The organism is Acinetobacter seifertii (assembly GCF_000368065.1).
Classification (GTDB): domain Bacteria; phylum Pseudomonadota; class Gammaproteobacteria; order Pseudomonadales; family Moraxellaceae; genus Acinetobacter; species Acinetobacter seifertii.
On record NZ_KB851199.1, the window covers coordinates 458,266 to 483,349 of the forward strand.

General features: G+C 40.0%; 25 protein-coding genes. 11 read left to right on the forward strand and 14 right to left on the reverse strand.

Annotated features, from left to right (window positions below):
- Positions 1-12: 12 nt before the first annotated feature.
- The 3 genes from gpmI to lptF form a co-directional block, all read right to left on the reverse strand.
- Positions 13-1,560 carry a 2,3-bisphosphoglycerate-independent phosphoglycerate mutase gene (gene gpmI, locus F985_RS07100; RefSeq protein ID WP_004699264.1) on the reverse strand — a complete coding sequence of 516 codons (1,548 nt, stop codon included), beginning with the start codon at positions 1,558-1,560 and terminating at the stop codon, positions 13-15.
- Positions 1,561-1,685: 125 nt separating this feature from the next.
- Positions 1,686-2,756 carry an LPS export ABC transporter permease LptG gene (gene lptG / locus F985_RS07105; protein ID WP_004699266.1) on the reverse strand — a complete coding sequence of 357 codons (1,071 nt, stop codon included), beginning with the start codon at positions 2,754-2,756 and terminating at the stop codon, positions 1,686-1,688.
- Positions 2,756-3,856, reverse strand: a complete 1,101-nt coding sequence (gene lptF / locus F985_RS07110; protein WP_004699267.1) for an LPS export ABC transporter permease LptF — start codon at positions 3,854-3,856, stop codon at positions 2,756-2,758. Before lptF ends, lptG begins: the two co-directional genes overlap by 1 nt.
- A 143-nt stretch (positions 3,857-3,999) precedes the next feature.
- On the opposite strand from lptF, the gene F985_RS07115 reads away from it, so the two are divergent.
- The 4 genes from F985_RS07115 to F985_RS07130 all read left to right on the forward strand — a co-directional run bounded on the left by F985_RS07115 (position 4,000) and on the right by F985_RS07130 (position 6,874).
- Complete coding sequence (locus tag F985_RS07115) at positions 4,000-5,448, forward strand: leucyl aminopeptidase (protein WP_004699268.1); 1,449 nt, start codon at positions 4,000-4,002, stop codon at positions 5,446-5,448.
- Positions 5,441-5,848 carry a DNA polymerase III subunit chi gene (locus F985_RS07120; RefSeq protein WP_004699269.1) on the forward strand — a complete coding sequence of 136 codons (408 nt, stop codon included), beginning with the start codon at positions 5,441-5,443 and terminating at the stop codon, positions 5,846-5,848. Before F985_RS07115 ends, F985_RS07120 begins: the two co-directional genes overlap by 8 nt.
- A gap of 38 nt (positions 5,849-5,886) precedes the next feature.
- Complete coding sequence (gene blhA / locus F985_RS07125) at positions 5,887-6,525, forward strand: cell division protein BlhA (protein ID WP_019456998.1); 639 nt, start codon at positions 5,887-5,889, stop codon at positions 6,523-6,525.
- Between the two features lie 130 nt (positions 6,526-6,655).
- Complete coding sequence (locus tag F985_RS07130) at positions 6,656-6,874, forward strand: hypothetical protein (protein WP_004699271.1); 219 nt, start codon at positions 6,656-6,658, stop codon at positions 6,872-6,874.
- A gap of 58 nt (positions 6,875-6,932) precedes the next feature.
- On the opposite strand, the gene F985_RS07135 is transcribed toward F985_RS07130, so the two are convergent.
- From F985_RS07135 to glnK, 6 genes are all read right to left on the reverse strand, one after another.
- Positions 6,933-7,592: a riboflavin synthase gene (locus F985_RS07135; RefSeq protein ID WP_004699272.1), complete on the reverse strand. Its 660-nt coding sequence runs from the start codon at positions 7,590-7,592 to the stop codon at positions 6,933-6,935.
- 42 nt (positions 7,593-7,634) lie between these two features.
- Positions 7,635-8,927, reverse strand: a complete 1,293-nt coding sequence (locus tag F985_RS07140) for a DNA adenine methylase (RefSeq protein ID WP_004699273.1) — start codon at positions 8,925-8,927, stop codon at positions 7,635-7,637.
- On the reverse strand, positions 8,924-10,009 hold the full coding sequence (gene ribD, locus F985_RS07145; protein WP_004699274.1) for a bifunctional diaminohydroxyphosphoribosylaminopyrimidine deaminase/5-amino-6-(5-phosphoribosylamino)uracil reductase RibD: 1,086 nt from the start codon (positions 10,007-10,009) through the stop codon (positions 8,924-8,926). The genes F985_RS07140 and ribD overlap by 4 nt, the downstream gene beginning before the upstream one ends.
- Positions 10,010-10,024: 15 nt before the next feature.
- Positions 10,025-10,483, reverse strand: coding sequence for a transcriptional regulator NrdR (nrdR, locus tag F985_RS07150; RefSeq protein ID WP_004699275.1), 459 nt, complete (start codon positions 10,481-10,483; stop codon positions 10,025-10,027).
- 160 nt (positions 10,484-10,643) lie between these two features.
- Entirely contained in the window at positions 10,644-12,041 is a 1,398-nt protein-coding gene (locus F985_RS07155; protein ID WP_004699276.1) for an ammonium transporter, read from the reverse strand.
- A gap of 57 nt (positions 12,042-12,098) precedes the next feature.
- A complete protein-coding gene (gene glnK, locus F985_RS07160) occupies positions 12,099-12,437 on the reverse strand; it encodes a P-II family nitrogen regulator (RefSeq protein WP_000780326.1) in 339 nt (112 codons plus the stop codon).
- A gap of 278 nt (positions 12,438-12,715) precedes the next feature.
- Between glnK and F985_RS07165 the strand changes: the two genes are divergently transcribed.
- The 3 genes from F985_RS07165 to F985_RS07175 all read left to right on the forward strand — a co-directional run bounded on the left by F985_RS07165 (position 12,716) and on the right by F985_RS07175 (position 15,143).
- Entirely contained in the window at positions 12,716-12,943 is a 228-nt protein-coding gene (locus F985_RS07165) for an accessory factor UbiK family protein (RefSeq protein ID WP_004699277.1), read from the forward strand.
- Positions 12,944-13,008: 65 nt separating this feature from the next.
- Positions 13,009-14,496 carry a YifB family Mg chelatase-like AAA ATPase gene (locus tag F985_RS07170; protein WP_004699278.1) on the forward strand — a complete coding sequence of 496 codons (1,488 nt, stop codon included), beginning with the start codon at positions 13,009-13,011 and terminating at the stop codon, positions 14,494-14,496.
- A 101-nt stretch (positions 14,497-14,597) separates the two neighbouring features.
- Positions 14,598-15,143 carry an NADPH-dependent FMN reductase gene (locus F985_RS07175; RefSeq protein WP_004699279.1) on the forward strand — a complete coding sequence of 182 codons (546 nt, stop codon included), beginning with the start codon at positions 14,598-14,600 and terminating at the stop codon, positions 15,141-15,143.
- Positions 15,144-15,167: 24 nt separating this feature from the next.
- Here F985_RS07175 and pdxR read toward each other — a convergent pair whose 3' ends face one another.
- Complete coding sequence (gene pdxR, locus F985_RS07180) at positions 15,168-16,601, reverse strand: MocR-like pyridoxine biosynthesis transcription factor PdxR (protein ID WP_004699280.1); 1,434 nt, start codon at positions 16,599-16,601, stop codon at positions 15,168-15,170.
- 112 nt (positions 16,602-16,713) lie between these two features.
- Here pdxR and F985_RS07185 point away from each other — a divergent pair, with 112 nt between their 5' ends.
- Both F985_RS07185 and F985_RS07190 read left to right on the forward strand, forming a co-directional pair.
- Entirely contained in the window at positions 16,714-17,490 is a 777-nt protein-coding gene (locus F985_RS07185; RefSeq protein WP_004699281.1) for an aldolase, read from the forward strand.
- 15 nt (positions 17,491-17,505) lie between these two features.
- Positions 17,506-18,384 (forward strand): dihydrodipicolinate synthase family protein, encoded by an 879-nt coding sequence (locus F985_RS07190; RefSeq protein WP_004699282.1) that lies wholly within the window; start codon positions 17,506-17,508, stop codon positions 18,382-18,384.
- 41 nt (positions 18,385-18,425) lie between these two features.
- Here the strand turns inward: F985_RS07190 and F985_RS07195 are convergent, their stop codons facing one another.
- Positions 18,426-19,250, reverse strand: coding sequence for a TorF family putative porin (locus tag F985_RS07195; RefSeq protein WP_004699283.1), 825 nt, complete (start codon positions 19,248-19,250; stop codon positions 18,426-18,428).
- Positions 19,251-20,211: 961 nt separating this feature from the next.
- On the opposite strand from F985_RS07195, the gene F985_RS07200 reads away from it, so the two are divergent.
- A complete protein-coding gene (locus F985_RS07200) occupies positions 20,212-21,531 on the forward strand; it encodes an OprD family outer membrane porin (RefSeq protein ID WP_004699285.1) in 1,320 nt (439 codons plus the stop codon).
- Positions 21,532-21,638: 107 nt separating this feature from the next.
- Here F985_RS07200 and ppa read toward each other — a convergent pair whose 3' ends face one another.
- Together ppa and F985_RS07210 are read right to left on the reverse strand one after the other, a co-directional pair.
- Entirely contained in the window at positions 21,639-22,163 is a 525-nt protein-coding gene (gene ppa / locus F985_RS07205) for an inorganic diphosphatase (protein ID WP_002121243.1), read from the reverse strand.
- 127 nt (positions 22,164-22,290) lie between these two features.
- Positions 22,291-22,689, reverse strand: coding sequence for an MAPEG family protein (locus F985_RS07210; RefSeq protein ID WP_004699287.1), 399 nt, complete (start codon positions 22,687-22,689; stop codon positions 22,291-22,293).
- 106 nt (positions 22,690-22,795) lie between these two features.
- On the opposite strand from F985_RS07210, the gene F985_RS07215 reads away from it, so the two are divergent.
- Entirely contained in the window at positions 22,796-23,179 is a 384-nt protein-coding gene (locus tag F985_RS07215) for a hypothetical protein (protein ID WP_004699289.1), read from the forward strand.
- Positions 23,180-23,221: 42 nt separating this feature from the next.
- Here the strand turns inward: F985_RS07215 and F985_RS07220 are convergent, their stop codons facing one another.
- Positions 23,222-24,901: a long-chain-fatty-acid--CoA ligase gene (locus F985_RS07220; RefSeq protein ID WP_004699291.1), complete on the reverse strand. Its 1,680-nt coding sequence runs from the start codon at positions 24,899-24,901 to the stop codon at positions 23,222-23,224.
- Between the last annotated feature and the right edge of the window lie 183 nt (positions 24,902-25,084).

The following is a 25,084-nucleotide window of genomic DNA, read 5'->3' on the forward strand; positions in this document are numbered from 1 at the left end:
GTCACCTATCGCTTATGCAGATAATGTAATCAGATTACGACCTTGCATTTCCGCAGGTACAGGAATCTGCATTAGATTAAGGATAGTCGGTGCAACATCTGCAAGTACACCACCTTCTGCAATTGTCGCTTGAGTTGGACCAACATAAATAAATGGTACAAGCTCTGTTGTATGTTGAGTATGAACCTGACCACTTTCATAGTCCTGCATTTGCTCGACATTGCCATGATCAGCAGTAATCAGCATGTGGCCTTTTTTCGCCATCACAGCTTCGTATACACGACCTAAACATGTATCAACTGCTTCAACAGCCTTAACCGCAGCATCAAATACGCCTGTATGACCTACCATATCACCATTGGCAAAGTTCACAACAAGTAAATCGTACTCACCTGAGTTAATTGCCTTAACGAGTTCATCAGTTACTTCATAAGCACTCATTTCAGGCTTTAGGTCATATGTTGCAACGTTTGGTGATGGAATGAGAATACGCTTCTCACCTGGGTATTCATCTTCACGACCACCACTAAAGAAGAATGTCACATGGGCATATTTTTCTGTTTCAGCAATACGTAATTGCGTTTTGCCAAGAGAAGATAAATATTCACCAAGTGAGTTTTTCAACTCTTCAGGCATATATGCCACAGGTGCATCAATACTTGCTTGATAACGCGTCAACATGACAAATTTAGAAAGGTTCGGCACAACTTTACGCTCAAAACCAGCGAAGTCTTTTTCAACAAACGCACGAGTAATTTCACGAGCACGGTCAGCACGGAAGTTCATGAAAACAACGCTATCGCCATCTTGAACTTTAGCCACATCACCAATACGAGTTGCTTTTACAAACTCGTCATTTTCATTTGCAGCATACGCAAGCTCTAAACCTTCTACTGCCGTTTGTGCAGTACGAAGTGCTTCACCTTCAGTCAATAAACGGTAAGCCTGTTCTACACGGTCCCAACGGTTATCACGATCCATTGCAAAGTAACGGCCAATCATAGTTGCTATACGACCTTGACCCGGATATTGAGCAAATAGAGCATCTAATTTTTCTAATGAAGGTTGCGCACTACGTGGAGGAGTATCACGACCATCAAGGAATGCATGAAGATAAACTTTTGCACCACGTTTTAATGCAAGCTCACACATCGCCACAATATGATCTTCGTGTGAATGAACACCACCTTCAGAAAGTAAGCCCATAATATGAACTGCACCACCAGCAGCTTTAGCTTTTTCAACAGCGTCAATCAATACTTCATGTTTGAAAAAATCGCCAGTACGAATGTCTTTAGTAATACGGGTAAAATCTTGATACAACACACGGCCTGCACCAAGGTTCATATGGCCAACTTCAGAGTTACCCATTTGTCCATCAGGCAAACCTACATCTTCACCAGAACCAGAAATGAGACTATTTGGATGCTTTGCTTTCATTGCAGTTAAATTCGGGGTTTTTGCTGCAAGAAAAGCATTATCTTCAATCGCTTCACGGTGTCCAACACCATCCATAATGACCAGAACGTGAGGGATCTTGCCAGCAGTTGCATCCGTCATAATCAATTTCTCTTTTGTCTACAATTTCATCGCAATATCTTACCGAATTTTCGGTGAAGACTCTAATTTTTCCTATAGCTTTCACCAATGCCTATCATTGAGAAAGCCATTCATATTCTTTTGAATTAACGGGCGCGGTAAAGTAAATAACTACCTGCACCGAATAGCAAAGCAATAGGTACAAGCACAAACCAAGCAGGTGAAGGTGCGTATACCAAACTTGCGTAACCCAAGAAATCTTGTAAGTAATAGAAACCCAAACCAATAAAGAGTGCGATCACCAATCTGAAACCCATTGATTGTTGACGTAGTGGCCCAAAAATAAAAGAACAAGCGACTAACACCAAGGTAATGAGAGAAAATGGAGAGGCAACTTTTTGCCAAAAAGCTAATTGGTAAGTTTTAGGGACTTGGCTATATTCATCCATATAACGCATGAAGCTAACCAACTGACTTGGAGATAAGTCTTCAGGATCTAAAGTCACCATGTGTACGTATTTAGGTTGCAAAGCCAATCCTAAAGACTGCTGTTCATGATTATTTTGTATTGAATTACCATCTGTAAGAATGTCTGTTTGGCTAGCTTTCTGTAAAGACCATTGACCATCTTTGATAAACTTACCTTGCTCTGCATTAATTAGAGATTGCAAACGGTAATCTTTGTCAAAGTCTACAACTTGAATGTCTCTTAAATTTCCTTGCGAGTTTGCATAGTCAATATAGATAAAACGCTGTCCTTCTCGTGACCAATAACCTTTCACTTCACCTAAAGCAGCTGCTGAACGGTGACTTTTAACACTTTGTGCTTGCTCATTTGTATAAGGAACAACCCACTCACTAAGTGCAAAAGATAAAATAATAAGCAGCAAAGCTGAGCGCATCACCCAACCTACAATACGCCACAAGCTAATACCAACTGACCGCATCACAATCAGCTCGCTGTTGGATGCTAAAGCCCCTAATCCAATCACAGCCCCAATTAAGGCCGAAATAGGTAAAATCTCATATAGATAGCGGGGGGCACCCCATAACACATAGATAAAAGCTTGCCATGCATTATAGTCAGGCTTTAACTCACCCAACTCACCCAAATAAGTAAACAAGACCTGTAAAACAGATAAAACAATGGTGGTACCAAACATTGCAAGCGCAGTGGTTTTCGTCACATATTTGGCGACTATTCGACGTGCTAACATTATAATTTCACCCGCTTGATCTGTTTCTTGATTTTCGGCCCTAATTTCTGTTTACGTGAAAATAAGGCAGCTGCAATTGCATAAACCAATAAAGCTGCTGGATAAGCCCAAATGTCCAGCTCTCCTCTACTGATACGAGTCTTAATCGCAATCATAAGAACAATCAGACTCGCGAAAATAAAAATAGATGGAATAAGACGATAATAACGGCCCTGTCGTGGATTTACCTCAGACAATGCAACTGACATCATGAGAGCAACAATGATGGTAAACGGACCAAATAAACGCCAACCCAACTCACTTCTGATGACAGGATCATTGCTTTTATCCAATAGCTTAGAGGTTGGAAGTGCTCCTACATCACTACTTTCAAACTTAACATCCTTATCATTTTCTAAGCGCAGACGATAAGACTGGAACTCTGCTTGCGTATATTTCGGTTGTCCCGGATATATTTCATAACGGCGACCTTGAACCAGATCGACAACATTGGCTGTATCATTAGCCATCTCAACACGTGTTGCCTCTTTTGCCAAAATCATGACATCTGGCTTATCTTCTTTAGTAGCGCGTTGATAAAAGAAAATATCCTTGAGGTTTTTACGGTCTTCCGACAGTGAGCCTGCATAAATCGTATAAGGCCCTGAAGAAATAAACTCTCTTGGGCGAACCAAATCAAAACCCGTCCGTACAGCTTGGGTTGTCGTTAGTTTTTCAAATTCACGCAGTCCCCACGGCGTCATCCACAACATGAGCACAGACTGACAAACCATGTAAACCAGTGTCATTGGAATGAGTAAGCGTGCTAATTGATGACGACTTACTCCACTACCATTGAGTACGGCCATTTCATGGTCAACATATAAGCGACCAAACACCAGCATTAAGCCAATAAAAAAACCTAGTGGTAAAATAAGGGTAAGGAATTCGGGTAAACGATATCCTACGATGCTAAATAAAATACTAGCATCTAAACGCCCCTGCGCCGCCACACCAAAGTATTTGATCAGACGACCACCCATCATGATTAAGGTCAATAATGCAATGACCACCAATGAGGTAGAGACAACTTGCTTGACGAGATAACGCCGAATAATCAAATTAATACTTCCAAAAGGCTAAACGGGACGAACGCTAGTTTACCCGAATGTTAAAAATATAAAACCGCACATTGCAACGCTATGCTTGAAAGTGTTTCAATGTTTTAATCCAACATAACTTTCTATAGGCAATCACGGCAGCCATGAAATTTACAACTTATACAACTTTCCCTGAACAAACATCTAATGAATCTTTGTGGGTTTTAGTTGATTCAGAACAGCTACAAACCAACCTCAACACATATCAAATCAATAACATAGAAAATATTCTTACAGCGACTCAATTTAAAGCTAACTTCAACGAAACGTTGCCATTGTTTGGTCAGCTTACTCATCAAGCTCATACCCAATTACTTGGTTTAGGAAAAGCAGCTGAACTTCAAGCAGTTAAGTTAGCAAAATTGGCACAAACCATTATCAAATCGACACAAAATAAATTTAAGCATATCGCAATTGATATTGCTGCGTTACCTGTCGAATACCATTATTTATTTGCATTAAGCTTAACTCAAGCAGCTTATGGTTATGATGAGTTTAAATCGAAAAAAAATGAATTTGTGTTACAACAAGTTGATTTAATTAGTTCACAAACCAATCTTGATGAAAGCCAACTTGCCTTGGTGCATGCCGTACAATCTGGTCAGTCTTATGCTCGTGACTTAGGAAACCGTCCAGGTAATATCTGTTTCCCTGAATATTTAGCTGAACAGGCATTAGCTTTAGCTGCAGAATTCCCAGACTTACTTAAAGTGACTGTCTTAAATGAGCAGCAAATGGCTGATTTAGGCATGTATGCATTCCTAGCTGTAAGTAAAGGATCTGAACGTCCGGGTCGTATTGTCACTCTTGAATACCAAGCAAACCTTGAACAAGCCCCTGTTGTACTTGTAGGTAAAGGCGTTACTTTTGATACAGGTGGTATTTCTTTAAAACCAGGCCTTGGCATGGATGAAATGAAATTCGATATGTGTGGTGCAGCTTCTGTGCTTGGTACAATCCGCGCATTATGTGAAGCACGCCTTCCAATTTATGTGGTGGGCGCGATTGCTGCAGCAGAAAATATGCCTTCAGGTAAAGCAACTCGTCCGGGCGATATCGTAACGACCATGAGTGGTCAAACTGTTGAAATTTTAAACACCGATGCAGAAGGCCGTTTGGTTCTTTGCGATACGTTAACGTATATCAAACGCTTCAATCCGGCAGTAGTCATTGATATCGCAACTTTAACCGGTGCTTGTGTAGTTGCACTAGGTAAAGTGTTAAGCGGCTTATTCTCTCCTGACGATGCTTTAGCAACTGAGCTTCAACAAGCGGGTGAACAATCATTTGACCGAGTATGGCGTATGCCAGTGATTGATGACTATCAAGAACTACTAGACTCACCTTTTGCAGATATAGCCAACATTGGTGGTCCACATGGCGGTGCGATTACAGCGGCCTGCTTCCTTGAACGTTTCACACGTGATTATCGCTGGGCTCACTTAGATGTAGCCGGTACAGCTTGGTTATCAGGTTCAGCAAAAGGTGCAACTGGTCGTCCAGTACCGTTACTTATGCAATTCTTAGCCAACCGTGTAAATACGAATGGCTAAAGTTAGCTTTTATTTGTTTGAAACGAGTGAAGAACGGCAAGTCGATAGTGCTTGCCGTTTGTGCCGAAAGATTCTACTGAAGCACTCACAGATCTGGTGGTACTGCACAGATGTGCAGTTACAACAAACACTTGATGAAAAACTTTGGAGCTTTGATCCGACCAGCTTCATTGCTCATGGTATTGATCAGGCAGACGCAGCAGTATGTATTTCGGCTAAACAACCTACTGAACAAGGCTGGTTGGCATTTAATTTTAACAATCATGCACTTGAACAAGTGAATCATTTTAGCCACATTATAGAAATTGTTGAAAATAATGAAGCAGCCAAGCAAATTGGCCGAGAAAAATTTAAAATGTATCGTCGTTTGGGTATAGAACCTCGAACCTTTAAATTATAACGCGCTAAAATGTTGAGACTGTTGAGTAAAGGAGAAGTGTGGTGGCATTAAATGTCGGGCAAGATTTTAAAAAAAGATGGTTAAATGCGCCTGAAGCTGTCCGTCATGCCTATCAACAGGATTTGGCACGTATTTGCGATTTATTAGAGCCTCAGACGCCTATTCAACTTTGGGTACTCAATGACGAGAAAGCCCAACTAGAATCGCAAAAAAACATTGAACAGGCTTATGCAGACCTCAAAGCAGAGTTAATCGAACAAGCACGCATTCGCCGTCAGCTTGCTTTAGAAAAATCTCTTGCAGATAAGCGTGCAGTTGAAGCAGCCTATGCTGCTGAATTGCAAGCCGATGAAGTTCGTAAGTTTGATGAGCAGACCCAAGCTCTACAAGCTTTCTGCAGTCATTTAGAACAGGAAGTTGCTGAACAAACTGCACGTTATCAAAAAAACCCTGAAACACCTGCTGTAGACTATTCTTCTGGTGTAAAACTTAGCATTACCGATGATCAAATCTTATCGGAGCTTGAAAGTTTACGAATTCGTTTAGAACTTGAAGCTGAAAACTTAATTGAACATTCTGTAACGGCTTTCCGTGCCAAACTAGAGGCGGCAGCTCAAGAAGAAATTGAATACATATTAAATAATTCTAAGTTTTCTGATGAAAAAATAGAAAAGTAAAATTTTAAAAACGCTCTTTGTCATCAAAATGACATTTAATTGTCACAAAATAGTCATGCATAATATTCTTTTAGTTCAAATAATTATTAGAATAATGCATGGTTATTTATCAAAATTAAAGTGAGTAAAAATGGACATTCCACATCAGATTTCAACGCAACTTGAGCAGCTTAATCAGGGTGAGCAATGGACATTTTCAGCACAAGAACTTTATATGAGTCATAACGACTTTAATTCACTTTCTATTTTGCTGACACGAGCGTCAGAAAAAGGTCAATTTTCAATTACACGCACCCAGCATAATAAACCATGGGTTGGCACACATTCGGTTACTCTCACCAAGCATTAATTTTTAAAATAAAAAAACCGGAACATATGTCCGGTTTTTTATTTTGGCGATTTAAAATTTATTTTAAAAAACCATTTTCAGCTAAAAAAGCCATACTAATATTTGACTCAGTTTTCTGTTCAGCAGCTTTATCACCTAGCAATAAACGCTCGATATAACGCGCTAAGACATCTACCTCAAGGTTAACTTTGCTACCTACTTGCCATGTCCCAATATTAGTACGTTCTGCTGTATGGGGAATTAAGTTCAAACTTAAAATATTACCGCGCAAATGGTTAATGGTTAAACTAATACCATCTACAGTTACAGAGCCTTTCTCTGCTAAATATTTAGCAAGTTCTACAGGTGCTGTCACTTCATAATAGACGGAACGAGCATCTTCACGCACTACGGTAATTTCACCTACACCATCAACGTGACCACTTACAATATGACCACCAAAACGAGTTGTTGGTAGCATCGCTTTTTCAACATTGACACGCTGACCAACTTTCCAGTTACCCAAAGTGGTACGGTTTAAACTTTCGCGAGACACATCAGCCGCATACCAGTTATCACCCCACTCAATAACGGTGAGACAGATTCCATTGGTTGCAATTGAGTCACCCAAATGTACATCCGACATATCCAAATCGGTTTGAATACGTAAACGCACATCGCCACCTACACTTTGCAGGCTTTCTACTTTACCTAAACTTTCAATAATGCCTGTAAACATGGCTCAATCTCCAAATCTTTCACACTGCTTAAGTTGCAGCGCTTACCAAAGTGCAAGTTGCGTACTATTACCTGAAGTATCTACACCACCTAGCTCGGCAAAGTGGTAAAGCTGGCCTAACAATTGGCGTAACGGTGGTCCTGGTTTGGCATGTGTATCTGTAATCACAATAAACTCGAGCACGCGTGCACGTTCTGACTGACGTTGTTTACTTACGCGATAACGTGGAACATCTTGAGTCAGTAAAGTGACTTTTCCGCGCTCCAGATTGGCCATAAGTAAATCTTTTGGCTCAATGTTACCATCGGTCGAATAACTGGTCAGAATATAACGTGCATTGATGGTTGAAAGTAATTTTTCATACGCATCTTTTGCATGTTTAGACGAGTTATATGGACTTGGACGCTCTTTACGCCATGCACGATCAATACCGCTCTTATAACCTTTGGTATCTGGTGAAGGTAAATCAACCTGATCCCATAAAGTTAATGCATTTAAAACGTGATAGTTACTACTGTAAGCATGCTGGTTATATGGTGGGTCAAGATAGGCAACATCTACTTCAAAACCACTCATCTGATTTGCTAAATGTTGTGAATCTACACACCACATTTCAGCGGCTGGACGTTTCCGATCACCAATCTCACAGAAACGGCTCGGTGTTAACCAAAGTAATGATTCAATACGCTCTAAAGCCGTTTGTGTACGTCCGCCCCACCCTTGGTGAAAGCTTTTAAATACGCCACTTGTATTGCTCACGAAGCTAGCTGAATAGAGCAATGGTGCAAGTAAAGCACTCATCTCTACATCATTAATTGCACCTTGTGCCTGCCATGTTGCGATTTGCTGGCGAATCGCATCGATACGCATACCATTACGGCGTTTAAAGAACAAACGGTCACGGGTTGGATCGTATACATCATCGTTACGAGGACAAAGGTTATGTGTAACCCAGCCCTTAACCTCAGGCAATCTATTTAAATAATCGATAGCTTTTTGATAGCCGCCAAGCTCTTTAAAAGCAGGCGCATCAACACAGGCTAAAATCGCATGATTTAAGGCATGGCTATAAGGTTCCCAGTCATTCGCAATGACACGGTAACCATTTTGACGTGCCAAACGAGATACCACACCGCTACCCGCAAAAAAGTCGGCAAAAATCGGAGGATTCTTTTTCTTGCTGTTCAGCGTCCCTGTAATTTCTAGGGCTTCTAAAATCAAGTGGAGCAATCGGCGCTTGTTGCCCAAGTAGGGTACAAGCTGATGAAAAAGATATTCGTCGGTCGTGCGGGCTGCATGGCGACGTTTGTGGTAAACCGAAGGCTCTGAATTCATACTTTCTCTTGCGTAGGGATTAACCTTAAGCGTATATCTTGATCAAGTTGTACTACATCAAGAAGTTTAAAACGAAGTTGCTGTGCCATATATTCAAATTCTGCATTGAACATGGCTCTGGCACTTTGCCCCAATAAAGTCGGGGCAACATAACTGATCATTTCATCTACCAAACCTTCTTGTAAAAAGACGGTAGACAAAGTTGCGCCAGCTTCAACCAACACATCATAAATTTGGTATTGCTTAGATAAGGTCTGTAGTAGTGTTTTTAAAGGCTGAATTTCTAATTGTATCACGCCTAAGTCAGCGAGTTCCTGACGATATGGCCCCATCACCATGACAGTTTCAGGATTTTCTAAAATTTTAGCGGTGAGCGGTAAGCGCCCTCTCCGATCTAGAATTACCCGTTTTGGTTGAGCAACTGTCTCGATATCAATATTATTGAGTGAGCGTACATTAAGCTGACAGTCATCAGCAATCACAGTATCAATACCTGTAATCACGGCACCTGAAATCGCACGCCAATGCTGCACATCTTCACGAGCAGCAGAACCCGTAATCCACTTTGACTCACCAGATGCCATTGCAGTACGCCCATCTAAGCTAGAGGCAACTTTTAAACGTACATATGGCATGCCCGTAGACATCGCTTTTAAAAAGCCTTGATTAAGTTTGGCTGCTGAATCTTCACAAATACCGATTTCTACTTCAATACCAGCATTTTTTAAAATCTGAACCCCTTTACCCGCAACAAGCGGGTTTGGATCGGGACATGCCACAACCACTTTTTTAACCTGCGCCTTCACGAGTGCCTCAGCACACGGAGGTGTTCGTCCATAATGAGCACATGGTTCAAGTGTTACATAAGCGGTTGCACCTTGTGCTTGCTCACCAGCTTCACGTAATGCAAAAACTTCAGCATGGGGTTGACCAGCTTTTGGGTGAAAGCCTTCACCAATGACCTGATTATCTTTGACAATCACGCACCCAACATTTGGATTTGGTTTTGTCGAATAAAGTCCTCGTTTAGCAAGTTCAATCGCTTGCTGCATCCAGTACTGATCTTGTTTCAACTCAGACATATACATCTCAAATGATTATTGCTCACGTTGTTGCATTTGCTCAATTTGACGACGAAATGCTTCAACATCCTGAAAGTCCTGATAAACCGAAGCAAAACGAACATAGGCAACGTGATCAAGTGCAAATAAAGATTGCATGACAATTTCACCAATTGTTCTAGACTTAACATCACGCTCACCTAAACGGCGAATCTGCAATTGAATATCGCTTAGAACCGTTTCGATCTGCTCTTGTGTCACTGGACGCTTTTGTAAAGCATGCATAAGCGAACGACGTAGCTTCGCTTCATCGAACGGTTCATTTTTTCCATTCGATTTGATCACACGGGGCATCACCACTTCATAGCTTTCAAAAGTGGTAAAACGTTCACCGCAAACTACACACTCACGACGTCGACGAATCTGACAGCCTTCTGCGGCTAGCCGAGAATCGATGACTTTACTATCTGCGGCGTTGCAAAATGGACAATGCATAGCGGACTTAATAGGGTCAATTACTTTGACCTAGTGTAGCAAAATTTCTACGCTTACTGAACCAGCATTCTATGAGACAAAAAAACAGCCTTGAGCCAGATCAAAGCATCGCTTTGATCACAGCTCAAGACTGTTTTTAATACAGCAGATATATTATGTATTATTCAATACGTTCGCCATGTTGGCTTAAATCCAGACCCATACGTTCATCATCGGCATTAACACGCAGACCAATCACCACATCAATCACTTTAAGAATAATGAAGGTTACAACACCGCTATAAACCATAGTTGCAAGTACACCTTCAACTTGTACCCACAATTGACCAGCAAATGTTGGAGCTAAAGTCACACTAGCCGCTTTGATGATTTCATCACTGTAGAACACGCCAGTTAAAATCGCGCCGACAATACCACCTACTGCATGTAAACCAAAGGCATCCAATGCATCATCTGCCTTGAGTAAGCGTTTAAGTGCTGTAATACCCCAGAAGCAAACAACACCACCGATTAAGCCCATCACTAGAGCTCCGCCTACACCGACGAAACCAGCTGCTGGTGTAATCACAACCAAACCAGCCACAGCACCAGATGCACCACCTAATACAGAAGCTTTACCACGAATCATACGTTCTACAACTAACCAAGAGAACGCAGCAGCAGCGGCAGCAACTTGAGTTACTAAAATTGCCATACTTGCACGAGCACCAGCGCCTAACGCACTACCACCGTTGAAGCCGAACCAACCCACCCAAAGTAAGCTTGCACCGATTACAGTTAAAGTTAGGTTATGCGGTGCCATAGATTCACGGCCAAGGCCAATACGTTTACCAAGCATGTAAGCTGCGACTAAACCTGCAACACCAGAGTTGATATGTACAACTGTACCACCAGCAAAATCTAACGCGCCTGCTTTAAATAACCAACCATCTGTTGCCCACACCCAGTGAGTAATTGGCGCATAAACTACGAGTACCCAAATAGTAATAAAGGCCATGAAAGCTGAATATTTCATACGGTCAGCAATCGAACCACTCAAAATTGCGACAGTAATGATTGCAAAAGTCATTTGGAAAATAACAAACAAGCTTTCAGGAATTGTTCCAGTTAGTGCATTAAAGCCTACGCCGTTGAGCATCGCTTTAGACAAGTCACCAAAGTATGCACCTGTGCCAGAGAACGCGAGTGAATAACCAGCAATCACCCAAATTAAACTTACCAAAATTGCAGCAGAAAGGCTAAACATCATGGTACTTAAGACGTTTTTCTTACGGACCATACCGCCGTAGAACAATGCCAAGCCAGGAATCGTCATCAACAGTACTAAAGCTGTTGAAACTAAAATCCAAGATGTATCGCCTGTATCGAGTTTTGGTGTAGGTGCTGGAGCTGCCGGAGTTGCTGCGGCGGCTGGTGCTGCTGCAGTTGTTGCAGGAGCTGCAGATGTTGATGTTGCTGTAACCTCAGATGTCGGTGTTGTTACAGTCTCTTCTGCCCAAGCGGCAGTACCACCCAAAAGTGCGCCTGTTAGACTCAGCGCCATAAGCATTTTTTTCATTCGTGTCCCCCAACCTCATTTGCGAGCTATTTATTGCTCAGCAAGCTTTGTGCCAATTTAGACAGCATCTGGTCCTGTTTCACCCGTACGGATACGGATGACTTGTTCCAGATTAGTCACAAAAATCTTACCGTCGCCGATTTTCCCAGTACTTGCCACACGAGTAATTGACTCAATTACTGCGTCGACCATTTCATCGCTAATCGCAATTTCGATTTTTACTTTAGGTAAGAAATCAACCACATACTCCGCGCCGCGGTAAAGTTCTGTATGCCCTTTTTGACGACCAAAACCTTTAACTTCAGTTACGGTAATCCCTTGTACACCAATGTCAGAGAGTGCTTCTCGCACATCATCCAATTTAAACGGTTTTACAATTGCAGTTACAAGCTTCATGTTTGTTTCCTTCGGCTTCTTTTCACCAGTAAGGTTTTATGTTCAATTTTCATGCCAATATTTCAAAGGTTGGAGGAGATGAATCTTTTGCATGAGCTTTCTTTATAACCTATTTAGTTATCAAGATGTAGATGAGCTACTAAAAATAAAATGAATTTGCAGTCCTGTTTTTATTTCAATTTATTGTTATGCAATATCGGAAAGCCAAGAAGCCTATATCCTAAGTTCAAGCAGTGTTAAACTGACAAGTAAAGTGAATACAACAGTTTGGATATCCCATGTTAGAAACTCTATTACAGGCCATTTTGGAACAAATTGACGAGCCTAAAAAAGATTTAGAAAAAAATTTACGTGCATTATTAAATGAAACTGTCGAGAAATTAGACCTCGTGTCGAAACAAGAAATCGAAAGACAGAAAACCGCCCTCCATTTAGCCAACCAACGTTTAGAAGAGCTACAAAAACAAGTAAGTCTGTTAGAAGGAACTTTAAAGAATAAAAAATAAGCACCAACGTAGCGCACTTATACTTTACAACGATTAAAAATGAAGCACCATAATGGAACAATAAGATGTCTTTTTCTAAAATTTATACTCGGGGACTTTTAGGATTGCATGCACCTCTCATAGAAGTAGAGGTGCACGTGAGTCAAGGCTTACCTTCTCTAACGATTGTAGGGCTTGCTGAAGCAGCAGTTAGGGAGAGTAAGGACAGGGTTCGCTCAGCCATTATTAATAGTGGATTTCAGTTTCCGACTAAACGGCTGACTATTAATCTTGCTCCCGCAGATTTGCCCAAAGATGGTTCACGTTTAGATTTACCGATTGCATTAGGGATATTAATTGCCTCAGGTCAGCTTCCAGAGAACTGCACAGAAGACTTTGAATTTATTGGAGAGTTAGCACTAGATGGTCATGTAAGACCAGTTTCAGGCGCTTTAACTTTGGCAATGGCATGCCAGCAAGCTCAGCATAAAATTGTTTTACCCCAAGATAATAGTCAGGATATTAGTCACTTACCAAATCTTGAGTGTTATCCGGTGAGCCATTTAAAAGAAGTTTGTGAACACTTTTTAGGAAATACTAAGCTATCTCAGGTGCAATCATCTTCCCGCTCAAATGCCATGCCGTATAAATTTGACCTTGCAGATGTAAAAGGCCAGCTACGCCCGCGCCGTGCACTAGAAATCGCTGCCGCTGGAGGGCACTCCTTGCTCTTTAAAGGACCACCTGGTACAGGTAAGACTTTACTCGCCTCACGCCTTCCTTCAATTTTACCGCCACTATCTACTCAAGAAACGCTTGAAGTTGCTAGTATTTATTCTATTTCAAATACGCCACATACTTTTGGACAGCGTCCTTTTCGTGCACCACATCATACTGCATCCGCAATTGCACTAGTTGGGGGCGGCTCACATCCTAAACCGGGTGAAATTACCTTATCTCATTTAGGTGTTCTATTCTTAGATGAATTGCCCGAGTTTGATCGTAAAGTATTAGAAGTTTTACGCCAGCCACTTGAGTCAAAAGAAATTATTATTTCACGAGCAGCGCGGCAAATTACCTATCCTGCCAACTTCCAACTGATTGCAGCCATGAACCCCTGCCCATGTGGTTATGCATTTAATCAAGACAGTCGTTGTCAGTGCTCACCCGAGAGTATTAAACGTTATCAGAATCGTATATCGGGCCCGTTACTTGACCGTATCGATTTGCATATTGATGTGCCACCTTTAAAAGCTCAGGAACTGCAAGACCCAACGCCTGCTGAAGATTCTACAACTGTGCGACAACGTGTGATTTATGCTTATGAACAACAAATACAAAGACAAAATTGTTTAAATCAAGCGCTTTCACCGAAACAATTAGAACAATTCGCTGTCTTAGATGAAACATCACAGCGAATGATTGAAATGGCTCAGCAACGTTTAAATTTATCGGCTCGTGCTTATCATCGTGTTTTACGAGTAGCGCGGACCATTGCCGATTTAGCTCAAAGTGAGATGATTCAAAGTCCTCATCTTACAGAAGCGCTCTCTTATCGAGGCAATCATTCTTAAGATAAAACAGCGGATCGTGTATCCGCTTTTTTAATATGTAACTGAGTCGTTCATTAGAGAATTTGTTAAAGCCTATATAAAAAGGCACAAAAGAGGACGCTATGAAAATTTTGGCTATATCGGGTAGTGCAAGAAAAGTATCTACCAATACGGCGCTATTAAAAGCAATGAGGGATATAGCACCGTCCAGTATTGAGTTTACAGTTTTTGATCAAATTAATAATCTGCCTATCTTTTCTCCAGATAATGAAGGAGAAAAAACGCCTACTGTAGTGGAAGATTTCATCAAATCTGTTTCTGCATCAGATGGAATTATTATTTCAAGTCCTGAATATATTCGTTGTATTCCGGGCGGTCTTAAAAATGCAATTGATTGGATGGTTTCCCGTACCGAAATTATAGACAAGCCGATTATTCTAGTTCATGCATCTAGTCGCGGTGACGACATGCTAGTTTCTTTAAGAAGAGTACTTTCGACAGTGAGCAGCAACTTTTTTGAAGATTTATTTTTACGCTTCTCTCTTCTCAGTAAATCTCCCGAACAAATTTTTGAAATGCTACATACTGAAGAATATAAGTCACAAATCACACCGTTCCTGCTTAGCTTTGTCTCAGAAATTCAAAAGTATAAAGACCAATTAGAGTGAGCTTTCTTAAAATGAAATAACAGATTATGAGTTCACTGTTCTTTTATTAAGAATCTCATTTAGCTTCTCGATTAAAGCAGTGATTTCTTTCTCTGATAAAGCGGCAAAACCCAAGCGAATACAACGATTAGAAGACCCTATTTGTTTAAACTTATGCTCTGTATCAATGTTAAGATCTTTTAACTGTATAAGCTGATCTTGAGTAAATGGTTTCTGGAATTTCGCCCATAAGGCCATTCCGCCCGCGGGTCGTTGTATATGAACACTCTCTGCAAAAATTCGCTGAAACTCATCTAAGGCATGGTCTCGACGTAGCTGATATATTTTTTTCATTTTGCGAATGTGCCGTTTGATCTCCCCTCGCTGCATTAAATCTGCTAAAGCAAGTTCCGTAATGTTATTGCCTTGCCGATCAATCAATAAAATATCTTCAGTAATGGATTGAATGATTGGTGAAGATGCCACGATGTAACCCAAACGAATACCCGGTGCAAAAACTTTAGACAATGAACCCACATGAATAACTAATTCAGAATGAGGCAAACTCGCTAAGGGTGGCATAGGCCGGCTGTCATAATGGAATTCATGGTCATAGTCATCTTCAATAATATAAAAGCCCCATTTTTTTGAAAGCTCTAAGAGTTGAAGACGGCGATTCATTGGCATCGTGACAGTGGTGGGATATTGATGATGCGGAGTTGTATAAATGGCAGCAACCGAGTGTTCTTTTAAAATTCGTTCTAGATCTTCAATAATAATACCCTGTTCATCTAGTTTGACAGCAACCACTTGAAAGCCATTTGATTGGAACGCTTTAACAGCAGATGGGTAATACAGCTCTTCAACGACAATAACACCCTGCCGATTGGGTAATGCACGAGATGCAAGAAAAATTCCCATCTGGCTACCACGCACAATACAAATCTCATCTTCGGCAACATTCATAAAACGTTCCATCGAGAGCATTTGTCGTAAGGCTTGTCTTAACTCAATCATTCCCCGCGGGTCGCCATAGCCCATGTACTGGTTTTGCGTAATTTTAATCAGTGCATGGCGATAGGCGCGTGAAAATAGTTCGTAGGGAATAAGTCGTGGATCTGGCACACCATCGTTATGTGGATAGACAGCAGTGCTTTGAATTAGAGATTTCTCTTGTTCTATTTGCTCAAAGGCTGGCTCTATCTCAATTGAACTTTCAGGCAAAATATCTGCCACAAATGTGCCTTTTCGGGGACGAGTCACCAACCATCCTTGTGCCTCTAGTTCTTCATAAACTGCCTGCACGGTTTTCCGATTAATTCCTAGTTCTTTTGACAAGCTACGAGACCCCGGCAACATAGTCCCCTGCCCTAAACGGCCACTTAAAATTTCCTGACTAATCAAGTTAGTCAGTTTTAGGAAAACCGTTTTTTCTTCTCTTTCATCGATACGAAAATGTACTTGCCAAGGTCTTAGCATATTCGCCCCATCTGGACCATATAACTTATGAAAACTGGATGTATTGATTGATCCAGTTGTTTTCTATTCTGCCTTCACCTACTTAATTTGGTCAACTTGGACTGGAGAAGAGATGAAGACTGCTTCTGTAAATAAACAAGACCTGATGCAACACGCACAGCAAGACATGCAAAAGTGGATTAGCGACTCAGATTTAACTGACCGCCAAAAGCTTGCACTCACTTGTCGTATTTTATTTGACCATGGCCATGATGCTGGTTTGGCAGGTCAAATTACATGCCGTAGTGAAAATAAAGAAACCTTTATTACCCAACGTTTCGGTTTAGGTTTTGATGAAATTACTGCTTCAAACTTACTTGAAGTGAACCAAGATTTAGAACCCATCCATCAAGAAGGAATGGCAAACCCAGCCAACCGTTTTCACACATGGATTTATAAAGAACACCCAGAGGTGAACTGCATTATCCATACACATCCTACGCATGTCGCGGCTCTTTCCATGCTTCAAATTCCGCTCATGATTTCTCAAATGGATGTCTGTGCACTTTACGAAGATTGCTCATTTGTAGGCCATTGGCCGGGTGTTCCTGTGGGCAATGAAGAAGGTATTTTGATTTCCTCTGCTCTTGGTAAAAACCGCGCTGTTTTGTTGTCTCACCACGGTCAACTGGTTACAGGAAAAACCATTGAAGAAGCCTGCAACTTGGCTCTTTTAATTGAACGCGCAGCTCAACTGCAACTACTAGCCATGTCTGCTGGGCAAATTCAGCCGATCCCACACGATTTAGCCACAGAAGCACATAACTGGGTATCGACCGATAAACGTAACAAAGTGAACTTTGCTTACTACGCACGTAAAGCTTTGAAAAAACATTTTGACTGTATTTAAAAAGAGATTTCGACCATGAAACTACACGGCATTATTGGCTACCCTGTTACGCCATTTTCTGATGACAACACCATTAACCTTCCTGTTTTAAAACAGATGCTGGATTTGCTTATTGAAAATGGCTGCGATGCGATTGCACCTCTAGGCAGTACAGGTGAAAGCGCTTATCTTGAATGGGATGAGTGGTGTTTAGTCGCGAAAACTTCTATTGAAAGTATTAATAAACGCTTACCTGTCATTATTGGAATTTCAGAACTCACCACCGATCAAGCCATCAAAAAGGCACAAATCGCGCAAAGCTATGGTGCAGATGCACTTATGGTGATTCCTGTATCGTACTGGAAACTAACTGATCAAGAGATTTTTGAATATTATCAAGCGATTGCTCAGGCAACGACTTTGCCGATTATGGTGTATAACAATCCTGCAACGAGTGGTGTTGATATGTCTCCAGAGTTAATTGTGCGTATGTTTAATAACATTGCAAACATCACGATGGTGAAAGAAAGTAGCGGTGATATTCAGCGCATGCATAAAATTCAGGAACTCTCAAAAGGTGAACTTCCATTTTATAACGGCTGTAACCCTCTAGCTTTAGAAGCTTTATGTGCAGGAGCAAGCGGTTGGTGTACAGCAGCACCGAACTTATTAGGCCAACGACCTCAACAGCTGATTGAATATGTAAAAAATAGTGATTTAAGTCAGGCACAAAAGTCATTTTACCAACAACTTCCTTTACTCCGCTTTATTGTAAATGGTGGTTTACCCAAAACGATTAAAGCAGGCTTAGAACTAAAAGGTGTCTCTGCAGGCTCACCACGTAAACCTTTATCGAAGGCCACAAATACTGAGCTTAACCAGTTAAAACAACTACTTTCTGAAATAGAAAACTAATAAAAAAGCGGGTAAATAACCCGCTTTTTTACAGCATAAACTTAGAAAGTTTTAGTTAAACTAAATACTAAGCCAGCGTCGTAAAGTTTTTTCTGAGCATCAGTCATACCAGAAGTACTGACATCTGTACCCACTACATCTAACTCAGCCAAAACACCTAAAATATTACGGTTGATACCAACTTTGTAATCGATATAGCTGTCGTCTGTTCCAGGACCACCAGCCACTACAGCTAAAGCTTCTTTATTTTTAAATTTGTTATAGCCAACTGATGCAAGTCCAGTAAATCCAGTGTTTGCAATTGGTGCAGAATAACCAACGTTAAAATACCAGAACTGTTTAGAGTTCGCCCAATAGTCATTTGAATAGTTGACGCCCACACTGAGTGCATCACCTTTAAGTAAAGAATCAGCAAACGTTAATTTACCGTAAACTTCATTAAAATCTAATCCGTTTTTACCATCATAACCGACACCATTACGGTCAAAACTATGACCCGAACCAATGTAACCATAATGAATTACACCAACATCATAAGTAGGTGCAAGCTTATCGGATAACTTTAAAGTATTGGTATAGCCCAAAGCCACATCTGTTTCAGTTGAGTTACCTGTTACGCCAAAATCAACACTTGAGCCCCAAAGCGATAAATAAGCCCCTGATTTATGAGAAAAAGTGAAACCGCCTTGAATGGCAGGGTTATTTGAAGATTGGGTAACACCACGGAAGCGATAGTCTGTGGTCGCTGCTACACTTCCAGTTGTCGTGATGCCGTAAAAAGATGATGGAGCATTTTCAGCCATAACCATGGTTGAACCTGCCGTGAGTACGCCGAATGCTACTGCTTTAAGTGCAAATTTCATCATTTTGATCTCCCCCACAATGAACGCACGATTTAATTGAATTAAACAAATTTTGTTACTTAAGCTTTAGCAATTGCTGTGCCAAGTCCATATTTGATATCGCTGCGCTGCATCAGTTTTGAAATCAAATTCTTTTTAAAATGAAAATATCGCCTAACGCTCATAGAAATATATTTATAAAAAACAATCCAATAAAAATAAATTATTACAAAGCTAAAAATGCTCAACATAGAAAAACCCCTTGTCAGAAATTATTACCGAGGTTGGAAGTATTCATTTTATGCACGTAAATTTTCTATTTAGATTTAAAGACTAGATATAAAAAGTATGTAAATTATTGGAGGCGATTCTAGTAATGTTCTGGGGGTGAGCATTTTTACTTACTTCATTTCTTTATTTATTTTTGAGTTAAAAGTGGTGAACTATTTTGGGTCTTTTTTAAGCGATAATATAAACAAAAAGAGTACTGCACAGAATTTACGCAAAATATCGCACTAATTTTGATCAGCTTAATTAAATTGTATTGGCTTTTTATAACAATCCACTCTTATACATTGCGCTTTAAAAACAATGTTATATTGTAACAATTTAAAGGATGTTTAAAATGAATCGTCGAAAAAACCAACTTAAAGAAAGGTTAAAAAGTAAACATATCCAGCAAAAAAGAGCAAAAAACGAACACAAAAATCAACTATTTTTTAAAGTTTGAATATAAAATAAATGGTAAAAATCAACTAAAAAATAAATTACTTTTTTTATTTTAAACAATACATTAAGTATAAAACACTATGAGTAAATTTACTAAACATCCAGTACCACATTAATCAATTTCTGCATAGCATATATAAAATAAAATCAACAAAAATATATCTTTTTTATAGATTACTTATACAATTGATGGAAATCCTAGGCCCTGAATTATAACAAGGCACAGGATTTATCGTTTTTATGAGGTTCTTTAAATATGCTAAATGCACAAAAACTTACATTAGCAGTTCTCATTTCTGCGGCAATAATTTCCTCAGCTCAGGCAAGCGAGCAAAGTGAGGCAAAAGGATTTGTTGAAGATGCGAACGGTTCTATTCTCTTCCGTACAGGTTATCTAACTCGCGACAAGAAACAAGGCGCGAAAGATACCAGCTCAGTTGCTCAATCGGCAATTGTAAATCTTGAATCTGGCTTTACCCCTGGTATCGTTGGTTTCGGTGTTGGCGTTGTTGGTGATGGTTCATTTAAAATCGGTGAAAATAAAAATGCCGGCAACCAAATGATTCCTAAAAACAATGATGGTTCAGCTTATGACCATTGGGGTCGTGGTGGCGGTAGCGTTAAAGCTCGTTTCTCAAATACGACTGTACGCTATGGTACTCAAGTACTCGATTTACCAGTTTTAGCAAGTAATACTGGCCGTATGGTTCCTGAATACTTTACAGGTACTTTATTAACAAGCCATGAAATCAAGAATCTTGAGTTAGTTGCTGGTAAATTCACAAAAGACCAAATGTCTGACCAAATCAATACCGATGCCGATGCGTCTGGCAGAGGCCTTGATCGTGCAATCGTTTGGGGTGGTAAATATAAGTTCAATGATAACTTAAATGCCTCTTACTATGGTTTAGACAGCAAAAATGCGCTTGAACGCCATTATGCTAATGTGAACTTTAAACAGCCTTTAACAAATGGCAGCTCATTAACTTATGACTTCAGTGGCTACCACACTAAGTTTGATGCTAATGCACATACTTATTCAGCAACTGGAACAGTAGCACCTAACTATGGTGCCACTGGTGTAGCTGGCGAAGAAAAAACCAACAACATTTGGGCATTCTCTACCACTTATAACACTGGTCCACACAGTGTTATGCTTGCTTACCAACAAAACACTGGTAATGTTGGTTATGACTATGGTCAAAATGCTGACGGCTTCCAAAGTATTTATTTACCAAACTCTTATATGTCTGATTTCATCGGTAACCACGAGAAATCTGCACAAATTCAATACAACGTTGATTTCGGTAAATTAGGTGTATTACCTGGTTTGAACTGGACAACTGCATTTGTATACGGTTGGGACATCAAAGTTCGCAATGTAACTGACGATGCTCAAGAGCGCGAATTCTTCAACCAAGTAAAATACACAGTTCAAAGTGGTTTTGCTAAAGATGCAAGTCTTCGTATTCGTAACTCTTACTACCGTGCGAGCGATGCTTACCAATCTAATGCGTACATCGGTGATACAAACGAATGGCGTATCTTCCTTGATATTCCTGTGAAATTATTCTAATTCATAGATCTATCAAGCATAAAAAAACCTACCTCTGGTAACACAGGTAGGTTTTTTATTGAGCCTAGAATATCAATTGAGACACTCTAGGCTCATAAAATCAGAGCTTATTTAGCAGCTTCGATTGCTTTCAATACTTCAGCTTTAGCAACGTCAGCACCTTCCCAACCGCTGATTTTCACCCATTTGCCAGGTTCTAAATCTTTGTAGTGGCTGAAGAAATGCTCAACTTGGCTAATCAACAATGGAGGAAGATCTGTATATTCCTTCACGTCTTTGTAAAGTGGAGATAATTTCTCGTGTGGAACTGCGATTAATTTCGCGTCGATACCACCGTCATCTTCCATGTTTAATTTACCAACTGGGCGGCAACGAATTACAGAACCAGCAGCAACAGGATGTGGAGTTACAACAAGTACGTCTAATGGATCACCATCTTCAGACAAAGTATTTGGTACATAACCATAGTTTGCTGGATAGAACATTGCTGTACCCATGAAACGGTCTACAAACAATGCATCAGAATCTTTGTCAATTTCATATTTAATTGGCGCTGCATTTGCAGGAATTTCAATGATGACATAGATGTCATTTGGTGCATCTTTACCTGCTGGGATATTGCTGTAACTCATATCAATACTCTTTCGTTATGAAGTCAGATGTAAAATCCACTCGATTATAACGTGGATATCATCAAAATGATGCCGATTATACAATGCGCACACGCGAAAGTTGATATGAATGGTGACAGAATGACACTCAAGTCAGCTTAATTGTCACGATCAACAAAAATATTGGACATAACAATGATAAAAACCAGACAATCGAACGTAAAGTTGCCCAATTACATAAATAACAGATGCCATAAATGACACGTAAAATAATATATGCCCAACCCAATCTCAAAATAAAGTATTCAGGAACGACCATATATTCAGCCATCAAAATAGCTGTTAAAAATAAAGGTAAACTTTCAAAACTGTTTTGTTGTACTGCATTTGCCCGAGCAGCGATACCCTTTGTATTAGCAAGAAAATCTCTTGGGTTCTGATTATCAACGGGTTGAAAACCGCCTTTAAATTTTGCAATTACGGTAAATGCGTATGGCAGCAAACATGCCACTAAAATAATATAGATAATGCTGCTGATGCCGTGCATAGTGCCATCCATCACTGAAAATACTGTTGATCATGCTATCATAACTGATCGTTTTTACCTGAAATTTTATGCAATCGCATGTCATCACTGATTTATAGGGCTATGTATGCAACAACCTGATCAAAAAGAATTGTTTGATGTCTTGGAAAAGCAAAAGAAGAATCAGCTTCAGGTAGACCTCATATTTAAAATTGTATTACCCATCGTCGCTTTTTTACTGAGTGTAATTTGTGCAAATTTAAATTGGCAATCGACATTGGGTACCTTTGTGATTTTAACGATTGCCTTTATTGCTGTAGGTATTAAAAGACTTCCTTTATGGCATTGGCTGATTGTAATTAGCTTATATTGCCTCGCAGATAATTACCTGAGTTATGGTCAGCTTGATTTAACTCACCTACGTTTACAACTTGGCACTATGCTTGTTTTTGTAGGTATGGTTGGAATCGGCCGCCCTTATGTAGACCGATGGTTTATGAAAAACCGTTAATCATAAAAAAGCGCCCTATGGCGCTTTTTTATTATTCAAGAATTATGCAGGCTTACGTAAATCTTTACGTAAAATTTTACCTACATTTGATTTTGGTAATTCATCCATAAACTCAACATAACGAGGGCGTTTGTAGCCTGTTAAGTTTTCTTTAGCAAAGTTCAAAATTTCTTCAGTTGTTAAACTTGGATCTTTTTTCACAATAAAGAGTTTTGGCACTTCACCTGATTTTTCATCTGGAACACCAATTGCGGCAACTTCCAATACTTTTGGATGTTTAGCAATAACTTCTTCAATTTCACTCGGATAAACGTTAAAGCCAGAAACCAAAATCATATCTTTTTTACGGTCTACAATTTTTGTATATCCTCGGCTGTCCATAATACCAATATCACCAGTACGGAAGAAGCCATCGGCTGTCATCACTTTAGCGGTCTCATCCGGACGGTTCCAATATCCTTTCATGACCTGAGGACCACGGATTGAGATTTCACCTTGTTCACCTAAAGGTACTTCTTTTCCATCATCATCCAAAATTGCAACATCGGTTAATGGTAATGGAATACCAATCGTACCGCTAAATTCAGTCGATGTCGGTGGATTCGCAGTTGCTACTGGCGAAGTTTCTGATAAACCATAACCTTCGATAATGGTTGTACCCGTAATTTTCTTCCAAGCTTCTGCTGTAGAAGGTAAAACTGCCATACCACCGCCCATCGCCATTTTTAAATTGCTATGGTCGAGTTGCTTAAACTCTTCATTATTTACTAAAGCATTAAATAATGTATTTACTGCTGGGAAAAATGATGGTTGATATTTGCGCAATTCATTAATTACAGCAGGTAAATCACGAGGGTTTGGAATTAAGATATTTGCCTGTCCTTTGTACATACCGTACATCGCACAAACCATGAATGCAAAAATATGGTAAAGCGGTAATGCACAAACAATACGGTCGCCTTTCGCCCCATCATTTGCACCAAATTTACTTTGGAAAATACCATCACACTGTAAAAGGTTAGCAACCAAATTACGGTGAGTCAGCTCAGCCCCTTTTGAAACGCCCGTTGTACCACCTGTATATTGAAGTACGGCTGTATCGCTTAAAGTTAAATTCGGACGTTTGTAATTGCTTGGATTTTCTTTATTTAATGCGCTATTAAATTTAACATGGCCCGGAATGTTCCAAGCTGGAATTTGTTTGCGCACTTTACGCAAAACAAAATTGACTAAAGTACCCTTAAGTGTACCTAACATGTCTCCAACAGAAGCAACTACAACATGCTTGACTGGAGTTTTACCTAAAATACTTTGGTAAACGCTTGCAAAGTTCTCGATAATGACAAGAACTTCAGCACCTGAGTCATTTAACTGATGCTCAAGCTCACGTGCAGTATATAGTGGGTTAACATTCACTAAAATTAAACCAGCACGGAAAACCGCCAAAGCCACTACAGGATACTGCAATACGTTTGGCATCATCACTGCCACGCGAGTTCCTTTTGCTAACCCCAAATTTTGCAAATAGGTCGCGAATTTACGGCTTGCAAGCTCCAACTCGTTAAATGACATGGCTTTATCCATAAAGATAAAGGCATCACGAGAACCAAATTTCTGGAAATTACGCTCAAAAATATCAACAATTGAGGTATTTTCTGCAGGCAATGCTACTGTTTCTGGTATCCCTGTCTTTTGGTATTCTGCAAACCAAATCTTTTCCATAATGCCATTATCTCCGATTCGTAATCCTTAGTAATAACTGTTATTCAATGCCCCAGCTATTCTTTAGCTTCTTGGTGCCAGAACATATTTAAAACTTATTGGCACATTCATGACACTTTCGAACAAGATTATGAGACAGAAGTTTTGACAATTTGTCCCTGTCAAATTTTTTGCATGGAGTAC